This window comes from Peterkaempfera podocarpi (genome assembly GCF_042466665.1).
Taxonomy (GTDB): Bacteria; Actinomycetota; Actinomycetes; order Streptomycetales; family Streptomycetaceae; genus Peterkaempfera; species Peterkaempfera podocarpi.
On sequence record NZ_CP162102.1, the window covers coordinates 2166631 to 2187335 of the forward strand.

12 protein-coding genes are annotated in these 20705 nt (G+C 74.2%); 6 read left to right on the forward strand and 6 right to left on the reverse strand.

Annotated features, from left to right (window positions below):
* Positions 1 to 4: 4 nt before the first annotated feature.
* Positions 5 to 658: a CAP domain-containing protein gene (locus tag AB0761_RS09585; RefSeq protein ID WP_377268541.1), complete on the reverse strand. Its 654-nt coding sequence runs from the start codon at positions 656 to 658 to the stop codon at positions 5 to 7.
* 497 nt (positions 659 to 1155) lie between these two features.
* On the opposite strand from AB0761_RS09585, the gene AB0761_RS09590 reads away from it, so the two are divergent.
* Positions 1156 to 2634 (forward strand): SDR family NAD(P)-dependent oxidoreductase, encoded by a 1479-nt coding sequence (locus tag AB0761_RS09590; protein ID WP_377268542.1) that lies wholly within the window; start codon positions 1156 to 1158, stop codon positions 2632 to 2634.
* Between the two features lie 9 nt (positions 2635 to 2643).
* On the opposite strand, the gene AB0761_RS09595 is transcribed toward AB0761_RS09590, so the two are convergent.
* Positions 2644 to 3804, reverse strand: a complete 1161-nt coding sequence (locus AB0761_RS09595; RefSeq protein ID WP_377268543.1) for a hypothetical protein — start codon at positions 3802 to 3804, stop codon at positions 2644 to 2646.
* A 211-nt stretch (positions 3805 to 4015) separates the two neighbouring features.
* Between AB0761_RS09595 and AB0761_RS09600 the strand changes: the two genes are divergently transcribed.
* From AB0761_RS09600 to AB0761_RS09620, 5 genes are all read left to right on the forward strand, one after another.
* The gene (locus AB0761_RS09600) at positions 4016 to 6541 is read left to right on the forward strand and encodes a hypothetical protein (protein ID WP_377268544.1); all 2526 of its coding nucleotides are present in this window, start codon (positions 4016 to 4018) and stop codon (positions 6539 to 6541) included.
* Positions 6542 to 6643: 102 nt separating this feature from the next.
* The gene (locus AB0761_RS09605) at positions 6644 to 7543 is read left to right on the forward strand and encodes an AAA family ATPase (protein WP_377268545.1); all 900 of its coding nucleotides are present in this window, start codon (positions 6644 to 6646) and stop codon (positions 7541 to 7543) included.
* The gene (locus AB0761_RS09610) at positions 7540 to 8715 is read left to right on the forward strand and encodes a hypothetical protein (protein WP_377268546.1); all 1176 of its coding nucleotides are present in this window, start codon (positions 7540 to 7542) and stop codon (positions 8713 to 8715) included. The genes AB0761_RS09605 and AB0761_RS09610 overlap by 4 nt, the downstream gene beginning before the upstream one ends.
* Complete coding sequence (locus AB0761_RS09615; RefSeq protein WP_377268547.1) at positions 8712 to 11531, forward strand: hypothetical protein; 2820 nt, start codon at positions 8712 to 8714, stop codon at positions 11529 to 11531. The genes AB0761_RS09610 and AB0761_RS09615 overlap by 4 nt, the downstream gene beginning before the upstream one ends.
* Before the next feature lie 7 nt (positions 11532 to 11538).
* Positions 11539 to 12762: a toll/interleukin-1 receptor domain-containing protein gene (locus AB0761_RS09620; protein ID WP_377268548.1), complete on the forward strand. Its 1224-nt coding sequence runs from the start codon at positions 11539 to 11541 to the stop codon at positions 12760 to 12762.
* A gap of 51 nt (positions 12763 to 12813) precedes the next feature.
* Here the strand turns inward: AB0761_RS09620 and fxsT are convergent, their stop codons facing one another.
* From fxsT to AB0761_RS09640, 4 genes are all read right to left on the reverse strand, one after another.
* Positions 12814 to 16785 carry an FxSxx-COOH system tetratricopeptide repeat protein gene (fxsT, locus tag AB0761_RS09625; RefSeq protein WP_377268549.1) on the reverse strand — a complete coding sequence of 1324 codons (3972 nt, stop codon included), beginning with the start codon at positions 16783 to 16785 and terminating at the stop codon, positions 12814 to 12816.
* Positions 16782 to 17969 carry an FxsC protein gene (gene fsxC, locus AB0761_RS09630; protein ID WP_377268550.1) on the reverse strand — a complete coding sequence of 396 codons (1188 nt, stop codon included), beginning with the start codon at positions 17967 to 17969 and terminating at the stop codon, positions 16782 to 16784. Before fsxC ends, fxsT begins: the two co-directional genes overlap by 4 nt.
* Positions 17970 to 18254: 285 nt before the next feature.
* A complete protein-coding gene (locus AB0761_RS09635) occupies positions 18255 to 19550 on the reverse strand; it encodes an HEXXH motif domain-containing protein (protein ID WP_377268551.1) in 1296 nt (431 codons plus the stop codon).
* Positions 19547 to 20698, reverse strand: coding sequence for an FxsB family cyclophane-forming radical SAM/SPASM peptide maturase (locus AB0761_RS09640; protein WP_377268552.1), 1152 nt, complete (start codon positions 20696 to 20698; stop codon positions 19547 to 19549). Before AB0761_RS09640 ends, AB0761_RS09635 begins: the two co-directional genes overlap by 4 nt.
* Positions 20699 to 20705 lie beyond the last annotated feature (7 nt).

Below are 20705 nucleotides of genomic sequence, written 5' to 3' on the forward strand. Positions count from 1 at the left end.
TGGATCAGCGGGCGGTGCCGAAGTCCTGGGTCCAGTAGTCGCCCGGCTCTGCCAGGCCGACGCCGATCTCCTTGAAGGAGCAGTCCAGGATGTTGGCCTTGTGCCCGGGGCTGGACATCCAGGCGGCCATCACGCTGTCGGGCGTGCTGTAGCCGTAGGCGACGTTCTCGCCGTAGGCGGACCAGGAGTAGCCGGCCTTGGTGATCCGGTCGCCGGGGGAGGAACCGTCCGAACCGGTGTGGGACATGTTCTTGTGCGCGGCCATGTCCTGGCTGTGGGCCTGGGCGGCGCTGGTGAGCTTGGCGTTCACGGTCAGCGGGCCGCACCCGGCCTTCTTGCGCTCCGCGTTGACCAGGGTGACGACGCTCGCGGTGGGACCGCTGGGAGCCGTGGTCGAGGGCGCCGTGGTCGAGGGCGCCGCGGGGGCGGATGCCGAGGGGGCGGGGGCCGGGGTGGTGGGAGCGGTGGTGGGCCAGGTGCCGTGCTGGTGTCCGGCCCACCACTGCGAGGACCCGCCCTGCCAGTGGCCGGAGCCGGTCTTGCCGGGGTGCCAGCCCTCGGAGGCGAACGCGGCCGTAGGAGTGCCCAGCGCCACCGCGGCGACGAGGGTCACGGTTATCCTGCGGCGGCGGGAGAGACTCCTGCGGTGCTGCGACATGGGGGACCTCATTCGGTGGTGCGGCGGTCGGGCCCGGTCATTGTGCGAACCGCCCCTGGCCTGGGCAAAGGCCCTGTTTTACTAAGGCTGCTCGTAGCCGCGGAGGGGTCTTGCGGCGACCGTACGGAGATGCAGGCCCGGTGTTCCCGGCGCCCTGGGCGATCCCGACGCGCCGTCAGAACCCGTGCTGCACACCGGTGCTGCGCGACACCCCCAGGCCTCGGCCATCGACCGGGCATCCATCGAGGCAAATGTCCGTTTCGCTGGGGAATGGCGGCGTATTCCAGGTACGGCCACTCCACTACGGCGCCTCGTTGACCGGCGCCGACAGGTGACACACATCACGGACCGAGAGCCGTTGGCCAGGCCACGGCCGCATGGGGGGCGGATCCCGGGGTCGCCCATTTGGGCCCCCGGTACACCCGTACGTAGAGTTCCGCTGCGGAGAGCGCCGCCGGGACCGGCGGGCAGGGACGACCAAGGAAGCGGCAGCGGCGATGACGGCGAGCGTGGAGAGCCAGGACGCGGCGATGCCGCCGGAGGAGTGCACGGGCATCGACCCCGCTCGTATGGCGGTCTGCCTGGGTGTGCTGGCGGAGCTGGACGACCTGCCGCTGGACCACCCGGACGCGATCGCCATACGCAAGGCCACCGCGGGCATCTACCGCACGGTGAAGCAGCGCCGCCGCCAGGAGCGCCGCGCCTCCAAGACCGCCAACGACAGGGCGGTGACCGCGGCGACCGCCACCGGAGCCCCGGGGCGGATCGACGACGAGACCCAGGGCCTGCTGCTCAGCACCCCCACCGCCGGGGAGATCGCCGGGATCCTGCAGCGGCCCCGGTCCTGCTACATCTGCAAGACCCGCTATGTCGAGGTGGACGCCTTCTACCACCAGCTGTGCCCGTCGTGCGCCACGGAGAACCGCAGCCGCCGGGACGCCCGCACCGACCTCACCGGGCGGCGCGCACTGCTCACCGGCGGCCGGGCCAAGATCGGTATGTACATCGCCCTGCGGCTGCTGCGGGACGGCGCCCACACCACCATCACCACCCGCTTCCCCAATGACGCGATCCGCCGCTTCACCGCGATGCCGGACAGCGCGGAGTGGCTGCACCGGCTGCGGATCGTCGGCATCGACCTGCGCGACCCCTCCCAGGTGATCGCGCTGGCCGACTCGGTGGCCGACCAGGGCCCGCTGGACATCCTGATCAACAACGCCGCCCAGACCGTGCGGCGCTCACCGCAGGCCTATCAGGAGCTGATCGCTGCCGAGTCGGCGCCGCTGCCCGCCGGGGAACTTCCCGAGTCGGTGGTCCTGGGCCGCTTCGGCGCGGGCAACCACCCGGAGCTGCCCGGCCCGCGACGGCCCGGGCAGGCCGCCCTCACCCCGCAGGCGATCACCGCCCTTGCGCTGACCAGCGGCTCCGCCTCACCGGACCGGATCGCGGCGGGCACCGCGGTGGACGCGGGCGGCCTGGTGCCGGACCTGGACGCGGCCAACAGCTGGAGCCAGCGGGTGCACGAGGTCGACCCGCTGGAGCTGCTGGAGGTCCAGCTCTGCAATGTCACCGCACCGTTCGTCCTGGTCAGCCGGCTGCGCCCGGCGCTGGCCGCCTCCCCGGCGCGGCGCACCTATGTGGTGAACGTCTCGGCGATGGAGGGGCAGTTCGCCCGGGGCTACAAGGGGCCGGGACATCCGCACACCAATATGGCCAAGGCCGCGCTCAACATGCTCACCCGCACCAGCGCCCAGGAGATGCTCACCGACGGCATCCTGATGACCAGCGTGGACACCGGCTGGATCACCGACGAGCGTCCGCACCCCGACAAGGTGCGCCTGGCCGCCGACGGTTTCCACGCCCCGCTGGACCTGGTGGACGGCGCCGCCCGGGTCTACGACCCCATCGTCCGCGGCGAGCTGGGCGAGGACCTGTACGGCTGCTTCCTCAAGGACTACAAGCCGTCGCCCTGGTGACTCTCCGGGTCACCAGCCCGGTCCGTCCTCACCCAGCACGGCCGCCAGCCGCCCCTCGCCCAGCTGCAGGTACAGATAGCGCAGGTCGTGCCGGACGGCCGGGGGCAGCAGCGCCTCGTCGGGGGCGGTGCCTGCCAGGAAGTCGCGCAGGGCGATGTCCCCGCCCCTCGCCATGATGTAGGGCGGCACCGAGTGGCGGGTGAGGACCAGCGGCGCGGACGGCTCCCCCTGGTCGGCCGCCCCCTGGGCGAAGAGGGTGCGCACCCGGTGGAAGTGGCGCTCCTGGATGCCGCCCAGGTCGATCCGTACGGCGTCCTGCGGTGTGGGTCCGCCGTAGACCGGCACCAGGGTGATCGCGGCCCGGTCGTGCAGCAGCACATGGGCGGCGGCGTACCGGAGCGTCTGCCGCTCGCTGCGGCTGCCGCCGCGCCCGGCGAGCAGCCGCAGCACCTCGGCCCGGCGGTCGTCGTCCAGCCGGCCGGCCAGCTCGTCCAGCCGTGCGGTGGCGTCGGCGCCGCGGTCGGTGAGGATGCCGAAACCATCCTTCACGTCCAGCAGCGGCAGCAGCCGGGAGAGGCTGCGGCCCAGCAGCAGCAGTTCCGCCTCCACCTCGTCCGGCGGGAGCTCGTTGACCGCGGTGCCGATGTCGCCCATCAGCACGATCTCCAGGTGCGCGGAGCGGTGCGTGGCCCTGCTGATGCGCTCGGCCATCTGGACCGCGGGCAGCACATAGCTGAGCGCCCGCAGCGGCAGGGTACGGGTGGCCCCGTAGACCACCCGCAGCACGATCGGGGTCTCCGCGGCGCGGCCCGCCGCGGACAGCAGCTGGGGCAGCACCTCCGGCGGCAACCCGCGGATATAGCCCGCACGCCGCGCCTCCGGGCCGACCATCGCCTCCAGCAGCCGAGGCCGGAAGTGGTTGGCGGCGCTCTCCAGCTCACCCGGCGCGGCGGGCCGGAAGCGGCTGAGGGCGTCCTGGATCTCGGCGGGGCTGGGCGGCATGGCCGAGCCGTCGTTCACCACGGGGACATTGCGCAGCACACCGGTGAGCAGATTCTGCTGGCGCCGGCCCAGCCCCGAGGGGTGGGTGTGCAGGGCGGCGTCGCGCAGCGCGATTCCCGGCAGGGCCGCGACGCTGGGACCGGTGGGCAGGCGGCGCTCGTCGGACATGATGCGACCGGCCTCCCCGGCCCACGCATCCGCCGTTGCCGTCGAACAACCGGACGGTGAGGCGGGGGGCGGTTCGCTGGACAAGAGTTGACGCTCCGACAGGTACGTTCGTGACGGGGTGTCCAATGGTCACCGAGGAGGATTGTCGCACACCGGCCGTGGGTAACCTGCTCCTCCCGATCGGCGGCGCACGAGAGGAGTTGGGCGGACCGTGCCGACCTATGCCGTCAGTCATGCCGAGACCAGTGAGGCATGGGTCTCTCGCTTTCTGCTGGACCTTCGGCAGGAGCTGGAGCGGCAGGCTCCCGGCGCGTTCACCCGCGTCGGTGAGGGCCCGGACGGAGCCGGTGAGGACGGCCTGCGCGGCGCACGGACCGCGGATGTGCTGCTGTCGCTCTGCTCACCCGCGTACTTCGGCGACGAGCGGGTGGGGCGGGAGTGGGCCGTCGCCGTGCAGCGCCGGACGCTGGGCCGGGCCAGGACCGGGGTCACCCCGCAGACCGTGCTGCCGGTGCTGTGGGAGCCGCTGCCGCAGCGGCTCCCCACCGTCGCCGCCGAGGCCGACACGCTGCCCGCCGACGCCCTGCCCGCCGTCTACCGGCTCGACGGGCTGGCGCAGTTGACCATGCAGGCGCCCCGGCTGCGCAGCGAGTACCGGTCCGTGGTCTCCGCCGTCGCCGGCCGGCTGGTGGCCTCCGCGGCGGACCGCCCCCCGCCCCCGCTGCCGCCGGAGGACGTCCCTGCCGACCTCCCCTCGGCCTTCGCCGCCGACGACGCCGCGTTCACCCGGCGGTTCCGGGAGCTGCTGCGGGAGGCACCGCTGCCCTTCGACGGGGGTCCGGCGGTGGATGTGCCCCGGCGGGCCGCCCCGGTCGGCGCGGGCAGCGCCGCCGCGCTGCTGCGGGAGCAACTGCCCGACCTCGGGCGGCGGATCGCCCTGCTGGGCCCGCGCGGCAGCGGGCGGCGCAGGGAGCTGGCGTGGCTGGCCAGGGCCGTCCTGGAGGAGGAGCCCGGATCGGGGCCCTGGGGCTGCGAGGTGGCGCTGGAGCTGACGGTGCGTCCGGGTGGGATGCCCGCGGTCGCCGATCTGGTCCAGGCGGTCGCGCCGCGGCTGCGCACCGAGGAACCGGCCGGCTGGACCGCCCGTCAGCTGCGCTCCGGCCGCGCGCTGATCACCCTGGCCGGGCTGGAGGTGCTGCCGGCCGGCGGCCGGGAGGCGGTGTGGGAGTGGCTGCTGAGGCTTCTCGCGGAGTATCCGCGCAGCCCCTGCGCCGTCGCCTGCGACGGGGTGCGGCTGCCCTGGAAGCGGCTGGACGGGGGCTGGGCGCCGGTACGTCTGGAGCCGTGGTCCACCCAGGACATCGGCGCCTTCCTGGGGCTTGCGGCACGCGCGGCCCCGGGCGGCGCCGAGGGCGAGGGACGCGGGGCCCGTGCGCTGGCCGGGCTGCTGGCGGGCGATCCGGTACTGCGCGATCTGATGGCCTGGCCGGCCTCCGCGGCCGGGGTGTGGACGGCCGTCCGGGCCGCCGGTGACACACCGCCCGACCGGGCGCGGCTGCTGGACGCCGCACTCTCCGCGGTCTGGCTGCCCGGGGAGGGCGAGTCCTCGGAGCCGCAGACCCGCCGCCGGTCGGCACGGTCCGGGGACGGCGCGCTGCGGGCCGCCGCGGGGCGGCTGGCGGTCGCCGCGGTGCGCGACGGCGGCGGTGTGCTGCCCTGGGAGGCCGCCGCCGAGGCGGTCGGCGGCGGCCGCCGTCCCGAGGGCCGGGAGCAGCTGGAGACGCTGGCGGAGCGGTCCGGGGTGCTGTGGCAGCCCGGAGCGGGGGTGGTGTCCTTCGCCCATGACTCGCTGCGGGACTGCCTGGCCGCTGCCGAGGTCGCCGGGCTGGGCGCGGCCGAGGCGGCGCGGCTGCTGGCCGGGCTGCCGGAGCAGCGGGGCGCCGCCGAGCTGGTGCTGCTGGTCGCGGCGGAGCTCCCGGCCGTGCAGCGGGACGCCTTTCTGCTGGCGCTGGTCGACCGGACCGCCGGCAGCAGGGCGCTGCTGCCGGCCGTGGCGGTCGCGGCGGCGGACGGCTGCGGGGACCGGGTGGCCGAGCGGCTGCGTACGGCGCTCAACGCACTGGCCCCGCTGGAACCGGCCGAACTGAGGCTGCTGGCCCGGGGCGGACCGGGCATCCGGGACCTGCTGCCCTCGGTCCTGGTCCCGGCCCAGCTCTCCGGGTCCGCAGCGGACCGGGCGGCGCGGTCGGCGGACCCGGATGTGCCCGCGCACTCCCCCGCACGCCGGCTGCCCGCCCGCGCGGCGGTGGTACCGCGGGCCCCCGCCCCCCACGCGGTGCACAACCGCCGGGAGTTGGCGGCGCTGGCCCGGCTGCCGTACGTCGGCGAGGTGCACTGCCAGGGCCCGATCGACTCCGCGGCACCGCTGCTGGCCCGGATCCGGGGGCTGCGCACCCTGGTGATCAGCGGCGACCCCGGGCTGACCGCGCTCCCCGACCTGGCCGGCTGCCGCGATCTGCGGACCCTGGCGGTGCGGGGCTGCACCGGGCTGCGGGACGTCTCCGCGCTGGCCGCCTCCGAGGTGGTCTTCGCCGAGCTGGCGCCGGGGCCGGCACCGGCGGACCTGGAGCCGCTGCGCAAGGCACGCTGGCTGCGGCGGCTCGACCTGATCCATCATCAGGGGGCACCGGTCACGGTGTGGTACCTCGGGCGGGTGGAGGTGCGGGTGCACTCCTGAGGGCGGGGTTGTCGATCAGGCCATGGCGATGTGAGCATTCGCTGCGGGAGTCGGCCCCGGGGACGCGGGGAGCGGATGGATCATCGGTGGAGCGGGGGCGCGATGGAGTATGCCAAGCAGTTCGACCCGGACGGGGCGCCGGGGACACCGGCGGACGGGGACACCGGCCTCGGCGGATCCGACGAGCAGGTCTATGTGTTCGACGAGGGCACCGTGCTCGCGGTCAACGTCGCCCTGGCCACCGGCCGGCCGCTGCTGGTCTCCGGGCCGCCCGGCTCGGGCAAGTCCACGCTGGCGCCCAACATCGCCCGGGTACTGGGCTACCGCTACTACTGCGAGGTGGTCACCGCCCGTACCGAGGACCAGGACCTGCTCTGGCGGGAGGACATGCTGCGGCAGCTCAGCGACGCCCGGCGGGGGCGGCTCGGCGGGCCCGACACGGAGTCCTACCATCGGCCCGGCCCGCTGTGGATGGCGATCGATCCCGCCAGGGACCCGGTTCTGACGCCGGAGCAGCGTGAGCGCCCCGCGGTGGTGCTGATCGACGAGATCGACAAGGCGGACCCGGACTTCCCCAACGCCCTGCTGGTACCGCTGGGTGATCTGCGGTTCCCGGGGCCGGGCGGCGGCACCGTCACCGCCGACCCCGCGATGCCCCGGCCACTGGTGGTGGTCACCACCAACGAGGAACGTGCGCTCTCCGCCCCCTTTCTGCGCCGCTGCATCGCGCTGCGGCTGGACCCGCCGGGCCGCGACCATCTGCTGGACGTGGCGCGGCTGCACCTGGGCGCCGACTACGATCAGCGGCTCGCCGAGGAGCTGGCGGACCATCTGCTGGACTCCTTCTCCCAGCACCGCTCCGGTGTGGCGAGCACCGCGGAGTACCTGGACACCCTGCGGGCCTGTCTGCATCTGCAGGTCGGAGCCGACTCCCCGCTGTGGCGTGCCGTCGCCGACCTGGCGATGGTCAAGTCCGGCTTCGCCTCCCAGGAGGGCCCGTGACCCGCGGCCCGGTGCACCTCGGCGACCTGCTCACCGCCGCCCGGGTGCTCCGGATGGAGTCGCCGGAGGGCCTGCGGGCGCTGGCCCGTACGCTGGGCCTGCCGCTGCCCGACGGCGCGCCACCGGCCGAGGCGCTCCCCCGCGGCCCGGCCGGTGAAAGGCTGCCCGGCGGCTCCGCCACCGGCTCCCCGCCCGGCGCCGGCAGCCGGCCCCGCCACGATTCCGACCGCCACAGTCCCGACCGCCACAATCCCGACCGCCGCGATACCGGCGGCCAGCGCCGGGCCGCCAGGCGCCCGGCGGCCGGCGCCGCTGCGCCGGGCCGGGGAGGCCCGCCGGGCTCCACGGTCCCGCCGGGCTCCGGCCTCCCGCCGGACGAGGACGGTACGGCCGGGCCGCCCGCGTCCGCCGGCGGCCCGTCCACCGGCTCGCTGACCACCCTGCGCGGCCCCGACCCCAGCCGCCGCCCCCGCACAGCGGCCGACCCCGCCCCGCTGCCGCTGCTGGAGCGGCACCAGCCGCCCGCACACCGCCCTCCCCCGCCGTGGGACCCGCGCACCCAGCGGGGGGTGATGCTGGCCGCCGCATCCACCGATGTGGAGGGCCGGGAGGTGGACCGGCACGCCCTGGTGGGCATGGCGGTGAGGGCCCTGGCCGGGCGGGAGCCGCGCCGGGGGATGCGGACGCCCCGCCGGATCCGCCCCACCACCCGGGAGGGCGCGCTGGTACTGCTCGACCGAGGGACGGCGATGCAGCCGTACCGGCACGACCAGGCCTGGCTGGCCGAGCTGGCTGAGCTGGTGCTGCGCCATGACCGGGTGCAGGTGCGGGATCTGCTGCTCCGGCGCGGGGTCAGCAGCGACGGCGGCCGCACCTGGGAGGCGCTGCCGCCGCCGGTCCCCGGCCGGCCCGTGCTGCTCCTGTCCGACCTGGGCGCACTCGCGGTGCCGTTCGCCGACCGCACCGCCACCACCCCGATGGAGTGGCTGCCCTGGCTGCGGCGGCTGCGCCGGGGAGGCGCCCCGGTGACCTGTCTGACGCCCTTTCCGGCGACCGCCTATCCGCAGCCGATCCGGCGGGCGGTGCCGCTGGTCCCGCTGGACCGCCGCACCTCCATCCGCTTCACCCACGCCGAGACGCGGCGCTTCCGGGACCGGGGGCCGCGCGGATGACAGCGGTGCGCTCCCGGCGGGAGGCGGCCGAGCTGATCGACGAGGTGCGTCAGGAGCAGCCGCAGGTGGTGCTGCTCGCCCGCGCGCTCTGCCTCGCCGCGCATGCCGAGCCGGAGATGGTCCGGCGGGCCCGGCTGATGTTCCTGCCGCACGGCGGGCTGGCCGTCGAGGCGCTGCTGTGGTTCTCCCCGCTGGTGGAGGCCGCCGACAGCCGGGCGCTGGTCCTCGACCCGGCGGTCGCCACCGAGCTGCGCCGGGAGCTGGCCGCCGCCGACCGGGCCGCACTGGCCGAGGTGCGGGCCTTCACGGAGGCCCAGCACCGGCAGGCACCGCCCGCGGTGCGGGCCTTCGAGCGGCTGCTCTGGGCGGCCGCCGGGGAGCAGGAGCTGACGCCGGAGGCCGTACGCCGGGAGCTGGAGCCCTTTGAACGGGCACTGGCGCGGGAGGACGGGTCGGCGGACGAGGTCGGCCGCTGGCTGCTGCACTTCCTGCCCCGGCTGCCCGGCCCGGTCCGCGACACCGAGGCCGCCTGGCGGCTGAGGGTGGCCGCGGCCGAGCGGCTGGGGCTGGACCTTCCCCAGGAGATGACGGTCGACCGCGACCCCGAGGAGCTGCTCGCGGCGCGGGCGCTGGTGCGCGGCCAGGTCGCGGTGGGCGTCCGGCTCACCGGGGACGGGGTGGTGCTGAGCCGCCCGCCGGCCCGGGACGCCCGGGTGTGCACGGTGGCCGGTGCGGCCCGTGCCCGACTGGCGCTGCGCGGGGCGCTGCCCGGAGCTGAGCTGTTCTCGCTGGACCTCTACGACGGCCAGCAGGCCGCTGTGCGGCTGGATGTGGTGGCCCGGCTGCTGCCGGACGACCGGGTGGCCCGGGCCCGGGTGGAGATGGACTCGGTGCTGCTCTGCGCCCACGGCGGCCGGGGCGACGACTGGGCGGTGGCGGTCGGCTCGGGCGGCCGCACCGTCCTGCGGCTGGAGAGCGGCGGGCGGGCCGCGGCAGAGTTCGAGGGTCTGCCGCGGCTGCTGGCGGTGACCCCAGACGGCTCCCGTGCCGCGCTCTCGGTCGACGGCACGGTTCATGACGTGACGGTCGGTCAGAATGCTGACAGCCAGGTGGCGATACGCCCCCTGGAGCAGGAGCCCGCCGCGCTCGGCTGGCTGGGCACGGACTCCGGCCCGGTGCTCTGCACCATGGCGGGATCGCGGCTGCTGCTGCACCCCGAGGGCGGCGGTCCCGCCACCGTGCTGGACCATCCGGCCGAGCTGGTACGGCTGTGGTGCTCGGGTGCCACCGCGCGGCTGGCCGCCGCCGATACCACCGGCCGGGTCCACATCTGGCACTGCGGCACCGCCGCGGCGCCCCGGCGGGAGTTCAGCGGCGAACCCGGCGGCCCGGTGACCGCGCTGACCGGTGACCCGGGGTCCGGGCGGATCTGCTGGGCGGTGACGGACGGCGCGGTGCGCATCTGGGACCCGTCCACCGGCGCCGTACAGGAGACAGGCCCGCTGCCGAGGCCCGCCACCGGCCTGGCCCTTGCGCCCGGCGGAGGCCGGCTGTGGGCGGCCGACGGCGGCCCACAGCTGACCGGGTTCGACACCGGGTCGGGCACGGCACCGGAGCCCGGCACCCGGCCGCTGCCCTTCGGGGTGCGGGAGTTGTCCGCGCTGGAGAGCGGCGGGCTGCTGCTGACCGGCGCAGGCGGCCCGCTGGAGATCCGCTCCGAGGACGGCCGCACCCATGTCGCCGCCCCCGATCCGGCGCCCGCCCTGCGCAACGGGGGCGGCCCGGACTGGCTGCGGGACGCGGTGGGGCTGGAGACCGCCGTGGAGGCGCTGGACGGGGAGGACTCGGCGCAGCTGCTGCGCGCCGCCCGGGGCGCCGGCATCTCCCATCTGCTGGTGGACGGCAGAGGACTGCACCAGGAGGGACTGCTGCCCCGGCTCGCCCGCCGGACGGCCGCCGCCGGGCTGCGCCTGGTCGCGGACCTCCACCCGCCGGAGGTGCCCCCCGGCACGGACCCGGCGGCGGTGTGGACCCGCACCCTGGAGGACGCCGACGCCCTGCTGGCCCACACCGACGGCCTACGGCTGCTGCGGGGCGGCGCCTGGCCGCCGGAGCTGGTCGGTGATCTGCGGCATCTGGTGGATGCCACTCCGGAGGCGGCGCTGCTGGCCGCCGCCGACCGCCCGCAGGAGGGGCGGCCCGGATCCGGCGGCCCGAGTGCACCGGGGCCGCTGGCGCAGTGTCATCTGGTCGTCGTCCCGGTGGGCCCCGACCGCGGCTCCCCGCCGCTGCTCCAGCCCCCCGGCGAAGCCTGGTCGCTGCCCGCGCGGCCTCCCGGCGGGCGCCGCCCGGCGACCCGCACCGCCCTGCTGCTGGCACTGCCGGGCTGCCGCGAGGTCCCCGCGGACCTGTTCGCCGACACCCCGGACGCCCGCTGGTTGCGCGGCCTGCTGAGCATCCGCACCCAGCAGCTGGCCATGGTCCGCGGCGGCGCGGAGAGCGTCGACGCGGGCAGCAGGGACGTCGTCGCGCTGCGGCGGCGCCATCGTGACGAGGAGGTGCTCTGTCTGACCAACACCGCCAACCGGGCGGCCGCCGCCGTGGTGCCGTGCCGCCCTGGAGAGGCGGCACTGCTGGAGATAGCCTCGCACCGCACCGGTGAGGATGTGGCTCAGCCGTCGGTGCTGCATCCCCGATCCGGCCGTTTCGAGGTACCGGTACGGCCCGGCAGGGCACGCTGGTTCCGGGTCCTGGACACGGCCGACGCCGTGGCGCACGGTCTGGCCGACGGCGGTCCGGGCCCGACACGCAGCTAGGAGTGGCATGTCACGTCCGCGTATCTTCCTGAGTCGCAGTGAGCCGGAGGACTGCGACTGCAGCTGCTGGCCGGCGCGCCGAGCGATGGTGGGGCTGCTGGAGGCCGAGGGCTGCGAGCCGGTGGTGGTGGACAAGCAGACCCTGGTGGCCGGTCAGGAGTGGATGCAGGCCATCACCGACGGAATGGCGTCCGCCCACGGTCTGCTGCTGATCCTCTCCGCACACGCACTGGCCTCACCGCATGTCCAGAACGAGCTGGCGATGGCGGAGCTCAGGCATCGCTCCGGGGATTTCCCGATCATGATCGTGACGCTGCCCGAGGTGAGCCGGGACGAGCTGGAGAACGGCCGGCTGGGTTCGCTCAGCCCGACCCGGCGGCAGCTGGTCGCCTGGAACACCGGCACCGACGAGGAGGAGGTCCGCCGGGAGCTCGGCCCGCAACTGGAGCTGCTGCGGGCGGGGATGAACGGTGCCCGGGTGCAGCAGTACGTGGCACACCGGCTGGAGTCGGTGGACGACCACCGGCTGCGACAGGCGGCCGAACATCTGCGGCTGCCGCCGGCCCCGCTGCCCGGGCTGCTCCGCCAGCGGTTGGCGGAGGGCCTGCTGACCGAGCGTCCCAGCGTCCGGGAGGCCGACCCGTTGCGCGGCGCCCTGGTGCGGCTGCTGCCGCTGCCCGGGGCCGAGCCGTCGCGGGAGGTGATCGAGCTCAGCCTGATCCACGCACGGATACCGGCGGCCGCCGCGGAGCGGATCAACACGATCGTGCACTGGGAGGAGCCGCGGTTCGCGGTGCTGGTGGCGGCGGGCACCGAGACGGCACGCCGCTATGTGCACCGGGCCAGTGAGGACCCGCTCCCCTGGGAGCACTTCGTGGTCCCCGTGACCGCGGCCACCGGGCCCATGACGAGCCTGGTGGAGGGGGTGGAGGAGGAGCTGCGGGAACGCGGGCTGGACGACGACGAGAGCCTGCGGGAGCACGAGGAGGACTTCGGCCCCGTGGTGGTCATCGTGCCGCACCTGCCCGACCCCGGGCTGGTGACCCGGCTGACGGCGCGTTTCCCGGTGGGACTGCTCTTCCTCTTCGTGGTCGACGAGGGACTGCACGAGGGTGTCGGTACCGATCGCGTCCTGGCCGGGCTCTCCCGGGAGGGCGAGGAGGAACTCAACCGGACGATCCGGTCGTTCATCCGCCGCTATGCGCCGCGGGCCCCCCAGCAGCCGGTCTGACGCCCCGGGCGGCGGTCCGCCCGGGGCGCGTCCGGCAGCTGCCGGGCTCGGTCACGGGGGCATCTCCAGGTCGAAGTCGACCCGGCGTCCGGCCTCGGCGTCGCGTCGGATCGGTGACTCCGGCGACAGTTGCTGCAGCCTCTGGGAGGCCGCCCGCATGTCCCGCTCCGCCGTCTCGATCCCGGCGAAGCTCCGCTGCAGCGCCAGGTCGTACTCGGCGGCGAGCACCCGGGGGTGGTCCGGGCCGAAGAGCTGGTGGAAGGCCTCGACCACGGCGACGTCCTCCGCCACTGCCTCGTCGTGCCTCCCGAGCACCGACAGCGCTCCCGAGCGGGACGACCGGCAGACAGCGGTCGCCGGGTGCACGGCACCGAGCTGCCGCTCCAGCTTGGAGAGCGCCGAAGTGGCCAGGTCCAGTGCTGCCGCGGGCTCCTGGCATCCCCTCAGGAAGAGCGAGAGGTTGGATGCCGCGGCGAGGGTGAAGGGGTGCTCCTCGCTCAGGATCTCCTGGTAGCGCTGGTGCACCTGCTCGCCGAGCCTGCGTGCCTCCTCGAAGACCGCGGCGTCGCCGTTGCTGTAGTACAGGTCGCAGGCCAGATTGGTCATGCAGGCCAGGGTGTCGGGGTGGAGGTCACCGAACCGCTCCCGGTAGGCGGCCCAGGTGTCGCGGCTGAGGGCCAGCGCCGCATCGAACTCCCCGGTGCGCCGACGGGACACCGCCAGCGACCGGTCGGCCCGCAACACGTCGGGAGCGCCCTCACCGACCAGTTCCACCAGACGCTCGCGGGTCTCCAGCAGGACCACCAGCGACTCCCGGTAGCGGCCCATGTCCCGCATGCCCTGCGCCATGTTGACCGCGATGGACCAGGTGAGCACATGCTTCAGCCCGGTCACCTGGCGGCGGCGCCGATAGGTGTCCTCGTGCAGCGCCAGCGCCTCGCCCGGCCTGCCGACCGCGTTGAGCGACAGGGCCAGGTTGTTGGCCGCCTTGAAGGTGTCCTCGTGCTCCGGGCCGAAGAGCCGCACACAGCGGTCGTAGGTGTCCCGGTCCGATTCGTAGGCGGCCTTGTAGCGGCCGAGACCGCGCAGGTCGGCGCCGTAGTTGCGGGCCGTGACCAGGGTGAAGGGGTGGTCGGCGCCATGGTGGGCCCGTTGCAGCGCCAGGGTCTTCTCATCGAGGTCCAGCGCCCGCCGGTACTCGGCCAGCGAGCGCAGCGGGTTGGCGAGCTGGGCGGCGAGCCGCATGGTGAGCACATCGTCGCCGAAGTGCTGCCGCCAGACCGCCAGCACCCTGGAGCCCAGGGCGACCGCAGCGAAATGGTCGCTGATCAGCCAGGTGTGCCGAACCTGCTCGGTGATCCAGTTGCGGACGTTGGGGTCGTCGCTCTCGGCCGCGCCGGACGGCTCCAGGTGCGGCCACAGTTCAGCGTAGCGCCTGCGGGCCTCACTGCTGTTCTCGTCGCGGATGCCGGACAGCGAGGCGTGCACGGCGGCCAGCACCCGGTGGGCCTGCCGCCTGGTCTCCGCGTACTTCTCCGGATCGGCCGACAGCCACTCGCGGACCGTCGACTGGAGCAGCCGGTGCACCTGGATCGATTCGGTGAAGCGGTCGTTGCGCACCAGCGCATAGCGGTTGAGGGCGCCGATGCTGTGGCCGACCATCATCGAGTTGCCGACCTCGGGGTCGAGTTCGGCGAGGTACTCGCGCATCGCGGAGCTGTAGAGCAGCGAGGCGGCGATGGGCTCCGGGGAGAGGAAGGAGCACACCTCCAGCATCCGGGCCGCCGCCGGGCTCTCCTGCCGCAGCCGGTCGAAGGAGAGCTGCCAGGCCGCGGTGAAGCTGGCCTGCTGGGCGGCGGTGCCGACATCGCTCAGTGCCCGGCTGCCCTGGTCCTGGAGCAGTTGGAGGTAGGTGTCCACCGGCATCACGGTGGTACGCAGCCAGGCCGAGGCCAGCTCGACCGCCATCGGCAGGTCGCCCAGCGCCTCGGCCACCCGGGAGGCGTCGGCCTCGGTGATGGTCCGCAGCCGCCGCCGGAAGAGGGCGATGCTCTCGTTGCGGGAGAAGGTGTCGATGTGGACGGCGTCCTGGAGCTCGACCGTGTCGGAGCGCCGGGACGTGATGATCACATGGCCGGGGCCGCGGCTCGGCAGGTAGTCCTGGAGCGCCACCACTCCGGCGCCGTCCAGGTCGATCTGCCCGTCGATGTCGCTGACGTTGTCGAAGACCAGCAGGAAGCGGCCGTGCTCGCCGGACTGCAGCTGGTCGAGGGTGCTCTGGGCCCGCTCGGCGACGGAGTCTCCCGGGACGCCGAGCCGGTCGCCGAGTTCGGCGATGGTGCGGGGGACGGTGGTGAGCTGGTCGGCCTCCACCCACCAGACCACGTCGTACTGGGCGCCGTAGCGGTGGACGTACTCCAGGGCGATCTGGGTCTTGCCCATGCCGCCCAGACCGTAGAGCCCGGCCAGTCCGGCACGGGTCTCCACCTGGAGTGCGGTGGTGCCGAGCCTGCTGCGGACCTCTTCCAGGACGTCGTCGCGACCGGTGAAGGAGTCATTGCGCGGCGGCGACTTCTGCGCGGTGCGGGCGCGGCCGGGGTAGCGCACGCCCTCGGCCGGCGGCTCCTCCGGGATGCTGAGGCCGACCAGGGCGAACAGCTCCTGGCGAGCGGCCTCGGCCTGCTTGCCGGCGAACGAGACATTGGGCAGCTGGGCCAGCTCGGAGTCGACGACGTACTCGACCGGGCAGACGCTCACCACCCGCTTCGCGCCGGGACCGGCGTTGATCAGCCTGCGGATCTCGTCCAGCAGCGGGGTGGTGCGGAAGTCGGGAGACAGCAGGCAGATCACCGTCTCCGGCACCTCGGAGGACTCGGGAGGCGCCGCCACATAGGCGAAGGACGGGGAGCTGCCGCGCAGCTCCACGGTGACCCCGGCCGCGGCCAGCTGCGCCGACATCCACTCGGCCCACATCCGGTCGCGGACGGCGAAGTCGATGCGCACTCGGGTGCGGTGGCCCAGTCCGCTGATCTTCACCCGCTCGAAGCGGCTCAGCAGCCGCCTGCGCTGGTCCTCGACGATCGGCCGCAGCGCGGTGACCTCGCCCTCGGTGATCACCGAGGTGAGACGCTCGTACGCGGACAGCAGGGTGTTCTCCTGGCGGGGCCGGTCGCCGACGGTGGCCAGGATCTCCTCGTAGGCGTAGAAGGGCTTGTAGGGGATCTCCACATCGCCCCAGTAGTGCTCCTGCTCGGCCTCGGTGAGGTCCTGCTGGAGCACCTCGCGGAACTGCTCGCGCGCGTGGTCCCGGCTGACCTCCAGCTTGCCCTGCTCGGCGTCCTCCACCCGCATCGGCACCGGGAGGATACGGACCTTGGGCGCCTGGCGCTGGACGTCGCGGGCGATGCCGGCGGTGCCCTTGATCGCCTGGGTGTTGAAGGTGAAGCAGTTCACCAGGACGTCGGGCAGTTGCAGGGTGGTGATGCCGGAGGTGTCGCTGTACCCGGTGCGGCTGTCGATCAGCGCGTAGTCGTAGTTCTCCCGCATGTCGTGGCGGAGCGCGTCCAGGAAGGCGGAGCCGCCGCGGCGCTCGTGGAAGCCGCGCCAGTCATAGGTGTTGACGGCCTGTGAGTACTCCGGCGTCTGGCGGCCCGGGGAGACGAAGTCGATGTAGCCGCCCTCAGGGAAGTCCCAGCGCAGCGAGGAGGCATAGCGCTCCACGCGGGCGTACTCGTGGTAGCGCTCGGCGGGCGGCCGCGGGGTGAGGGCGTCGAAGTCCCGGACGAGGTCGATCACCCCGGGGGTGGAGTCCAGCGCGGGGTCGCCGAGGAAGGGGAAGAAGTAGCGGTAGAGGCCGGGTGCCTCCAGGTCCCAGTCCATGGTGAGGACACGCTTGCCGTTGGAGGCCAGGATCCAGGCCACATTGGCCAGCGCCATGGTCCGGCCGGTGCCTCCCTTGAAGGAGTAGAAGGTCACCACGGTGCCCGGCCCGCTGCCTCCTGAGGTGCCCGAGCGCTGCGTCATGAGGAGAACCTTCCGAGCTGGGGGAACGAGTCGAAGCTGCCTGCCGGGACGTCGGCGGGCTGATCGTCGGGGGGGATTTTCATGGCGTCGTTCTGCGCTGCCACCAGTGCTCTGCGCAGCGCCGTGGTGAACTGCTCGGCATCGGGCAGGTGCCAGCGCCGCAGCTGATCCGCGATGCCCGCCTGCCGGAACCGGGGAAGCGCCTGGTCCAGGGCCTGGTCCAGGACCCGGGCGTGTTCGGCCGACTCCAGGTCGCCGCTGCTGCGGGGCTCCAGTACCGCGGTGGAGCCGGGTGGGCGGTCGTCGAGCTCGGCCAGCAGCCGTTGCTGCCGGCGCAGCGTCGCCGTCCAGGCGTCGACCAGCAGCACCACAAAGCGCTCACGCGCCTCCGTCAGGGCGGTCGGGCCGCCCGTGGTGCCGTCCAGCGGCACCACCCGGGAGGGGAAGTCCAGGTCGGCGGCGGTCTCCTCGACCAGGCTGACCAGGGAGCGGGGCCGCTCGGGGCTGTACGGGGACCAGTCGAGCGGGGAGGAGCCGTAGAACTCCCGGGAATGCCGCTCGGCCGGAAGCTCGTCGGAGGCCGCGGACGCCACCACCACGTCGACCGGCGTCCGGCCGCCGGCGGCCGGCGCGGAGGCTGCCGCGGCGCTTCCGTTGAAGGTGAATCCCGGCAGGTCCGGCAGGTCCTTCTGGGCCACCGCGAGCCGGTCCACCAGGCTCTGGATCACCTTTTGGTAGACGTCCCGGTAGCGGGAGCCGAGGCGCAGCAGGTGGAGCAGTCCGTCGCGCTCGTACGCCGGGGCACCGACCCGCAGGGGGTCCGGCCACGGCGGTGCCGCCTTGGCGCCGGCGGCGGGCGGCACCCAGGTCACCGGGATGATGGCGTCGGCCGGGCGGCCGGTGCGCGACCAGTAGACCTCGCGCCGCTGCCGGAAGAACTCCCACTCGGCGGCGCAGTAGCTGCGGGTGGCGTACTGGGGGGTGCGCAGCGCGATGAGCACTCCGGCCTGCCGCATCAGGTCCAGCGCCGGCTCACGGGAGGCCGCGTCACCGCGCACTCCGACCGTGCCCGGACTGAGTCCGGTGCGCGCGGCCACCGCGGAGCACAGGTCGCGGAAGAACGTTGCGACCCACTCCTCGTCCGCCCCCCTGACGTGGCTCAGGAAGAACAGGTAGCGCTTCACGGCGACTCCCAGCTCGGCGACGTCCGCGCTGCCGACGGACTCCCTTGGTGTCCGGCCACGGACCGGATGGCGTTCAGGGGCCGCCACCGGGCGTACGGACGTGCACAACTCTGGCAGAGCCGGGCGCCGCGCGGGGCGCCTTCGACGGTCATCGCGGACTCTCCAAGCACAACGCGTCCCTGCCTTCGGCCACCACACGATGCGGTTGCGATGCATACCCCAGCGGTGTGCGTTTCGACACGTGGAATAACCCGGAAGGACTCAGCTCTCCACCCATGCCGCCCATCACCCGTTCGAGTATCTCGGTGTCATATGCCCCGGCCGTGGCATCACCCCGGCCGCCATTCGGTCGCAGAACCGGCGGCCGAGCGCGGTCAGCCCGGTGCAGCCGTCGAGCAGCTCCAGCGCGTCCAGCACCTGGCCGCGCAGCAGACGGTGGTGCCGCTCCGCACGGTCGGCCTCGGCGGTCCGGGCGACCCGGCGGTAGCGGTCCCAGAACGCCAGCCGTGCGACATGCGCATAGGTGCCCTGGAGCACCGCTCCCAGCGGCCGGGGGTCCGATCGCCAGCCGACGGTGTAGCTGTCGGCGTGGTCGGGGTCATGGAGGTCCACCATGTCGCCGAGGGCACCCAGGACGACATGGCTGACCTCGTGCACCAGCGCCTCGGCCAGGCGGGCGGTGTCGTTGGTCGGGGAGAGCCAGATGGCACCGAACGCCTCACGGGAGGCGGAGCTGGCCCAGCCTCCGGGCGGCGGTGTCAGTGGGACGACGCAGGTGCAGAGTGCGGCGCAGACGGTCGCACGGTCCGGGAAGTGCTCGGTGAGCAGCTCCCAGGCACCCCCGAGCGAGTCCTCCCACTCCCCGAGTTGATGTGTCGTCAGTCGCGGTGCACTGCGCGCACCGGGGTTGTGCCGGTCGGGATCGCCGTCCTCGAGGGTGAGCCGCAGAGCCGGGAGGTCGGATGCCGCGGCGGAGGGCGGCAGGGCCAGGGCCCGCAGCGGCAGCCAGCCCGGTGCGCCCGCGGGCGGGTCGACGGCACCGGGGGTGCGGGGTTCTGCGCTGAAGCCGGGCGCGCTGAGGACCGCACCTTCGACGCGGACCGCGGAAGTGCCGGACGGAAGCCGGGCCACCCCCCAACCGGGCAGCGCAAGCCGGTCCCCGTGGACGGGCAGTCGGAGCGAGACCGGTAAGCGGGCGCGGAGCGCCGCGCCGACCGCCAGTGCGCCGAGCCGGGCGAGATCCCGCTCGAGATCGGAGCCGTCCTGCGGCTGGCCGGTCAGCCGGCGCAGACAGCGGGCCAGCAGGACACCCACCGGAGGGTGCATCAGAACCGCTTCCAGGGCGCGGCGCTCCGTGCGGTCCACCGCCTCCAGCAGCTCCCAGGCCGGCTCGGCACCGGCGGCACGCCACTGCACGGGGAACCGTTCCCGCCCGAGGGCGGCGACCGAGCGCAGGGTCAGCAGGCGGCGGCTGAACTGGCTGCGGCGCAGCACATCCAGTGCAGCGGCACCGGGCCGCGCGGACGCCAGCCGCTCGAAGTCATCCACCGTCAGCCGGTGGACCTCCCCGACCCCGATCACCGTGGCCCCCCGAGGAGTTCCCGGACATCGGCATGCACCCGATGCCTGATGTGCTCAGCCACCCTCATGAGATCCGAACAGTACACACTCGGATTGTCGAAGGCATTCTCGGGACGGTAACGATGCGCCCGGAATCCGCCGCCGCACAGCCCGACCACGGAGCACTGACGGCACTGCGCAGCCAGGGCGTCCCGGCCTCCCCGCGCCTCGGTGACCCGGGGTGAGCGGGCGACGGTGTCGAAGTCATGGGTGAAGACGTCCATCCCGGTTGCTGATGCCCCGTCATGGACAGCCCGATAGGCGTCGGCGAGGTGGATCGACCCGTCGGTCTCGACCACGGTGAAGCCTGCGGCCGCCCCGCCGACGGCCTCCGAGCCCGGCGCGCCGCCCAGGGAGAGATCGATCAGGTCCTCGAAGAGCCGCACCCTGGTCTCCGGTGGGGACGAGGAGCGGTACCACCGGTCGAAGACCGCCAGCAGCCAGGCCGCGTAGGGGGCGCGCTCGGGATCGTGCCCGGGTGGCGGGTGCTGCCAGGTGGCGTGCGGCAGCAGGAAGTCGATCCGGGGCGGCTCCTGGGCGAGCAGCGCCTCATAGGTGGCCACCGGCGGATTGTCCAGGTCCACCGTGCACAGCAGGCCCGCATAGCGGTTCCGGTGCTCGGGCCGGCGCAGCAGGCGCAGCCCGCGCTCCACGGCCGGATGGCTGCTGCGCCCGTCGGCCCGGCGGCGGTGCCGGTCGTTGGCGGCCCGGTCGCCGTCCAGGCTGACCCCGATGCCCATGCCGTACCGGTGGCCGAGTTCCAGCCAGGCGTCGTTCAGCAGGGTGCCGTTGGTCTGCACGGTGAAGCCGATCCGGGTTTCCGGGTCCACCTCGCGGCGCAGCGCGCGGGCCAGTCGCTCGGCCTTCGCCCGGCCGGCCATCAGCGGCTCCCCGCCGTGCAGCACGGCGGACACCTCGGGCAGCCGGTGGCGGCGAGCGTGCTCAGCGATCCGCACGGCCACCCGGTCGATCGTCGGGTCGGCCATCACGGCCGGTCTGGACTCCCAGCCCCGGTCGCGCAGTTCGTAGACGTAGCAATGGTCGCAGGCGATATTGCAGAGCCCGTGAAGTTTGATCACGAACTCCCGGAACGGCGCCACCGCGGCCATCTGCCCG

Bases quoted from the DNA above. Each gene is read 5' to 3' on its own strand.
- AB0761_RS09595 (WP_377268543.1), bottom strand. From the start codon at position 3,804: ATGTCCGACGAGCGCCGCCTGCCCACCGGTCCCAGCGTCGCGGCCCTG.
- AB0761_RS09640 (WP_377268552.1), bottom strand. From the start codon at position 20,698: ATGGCCGCGGTGGCGCCGTTCCGGGAGTTCGTGATCAAACTTCACGGG.
- AB0761_RS09585 (WP_377268541.1), bottom strand. From the start codon at position 658: ATGTCGCAGCACCGCAGGAGTCTCTCCCGCCGCCGCAGGATAACCGTG.
- AB0761_RS09590 (WP_377268542.1), top strand. From the start codon at position 1,156: ATGACGGCGAGCGTGGAGAGCCAGGACGCGGCGATGCCGCCGGAGGAG.
- AB0761_RS09620 (WP_377268548.1), top strand. From the start codon at position 11,539: ATGTCACGTCCGCGTATCTTCCTGAGTCGCAGTGAGCCGGAGGACTGC.
- fxsT (WP_377268549.1), bottom strand. From the start codon at position 16,785: ATGACGCAGCGCTCGGGCACCTCAGGAGGCAGCGGGCCGGGCACCGTG.
- AB0761_RS09605 (WP_377268545.1), top strand. From the start codon at position 6,644: ATGGAGTATGCCAAGCAGTTCGACCCGGACGGGGCGCCGGGGACACCG.
- AB0761_RS09615 (WP_377268547.1), top strand. From the start codon at position 8,712: ATGACAGCGGTGCGCTCCCGGCGGGAGGCGGCCGAGCTGATCGACGAG.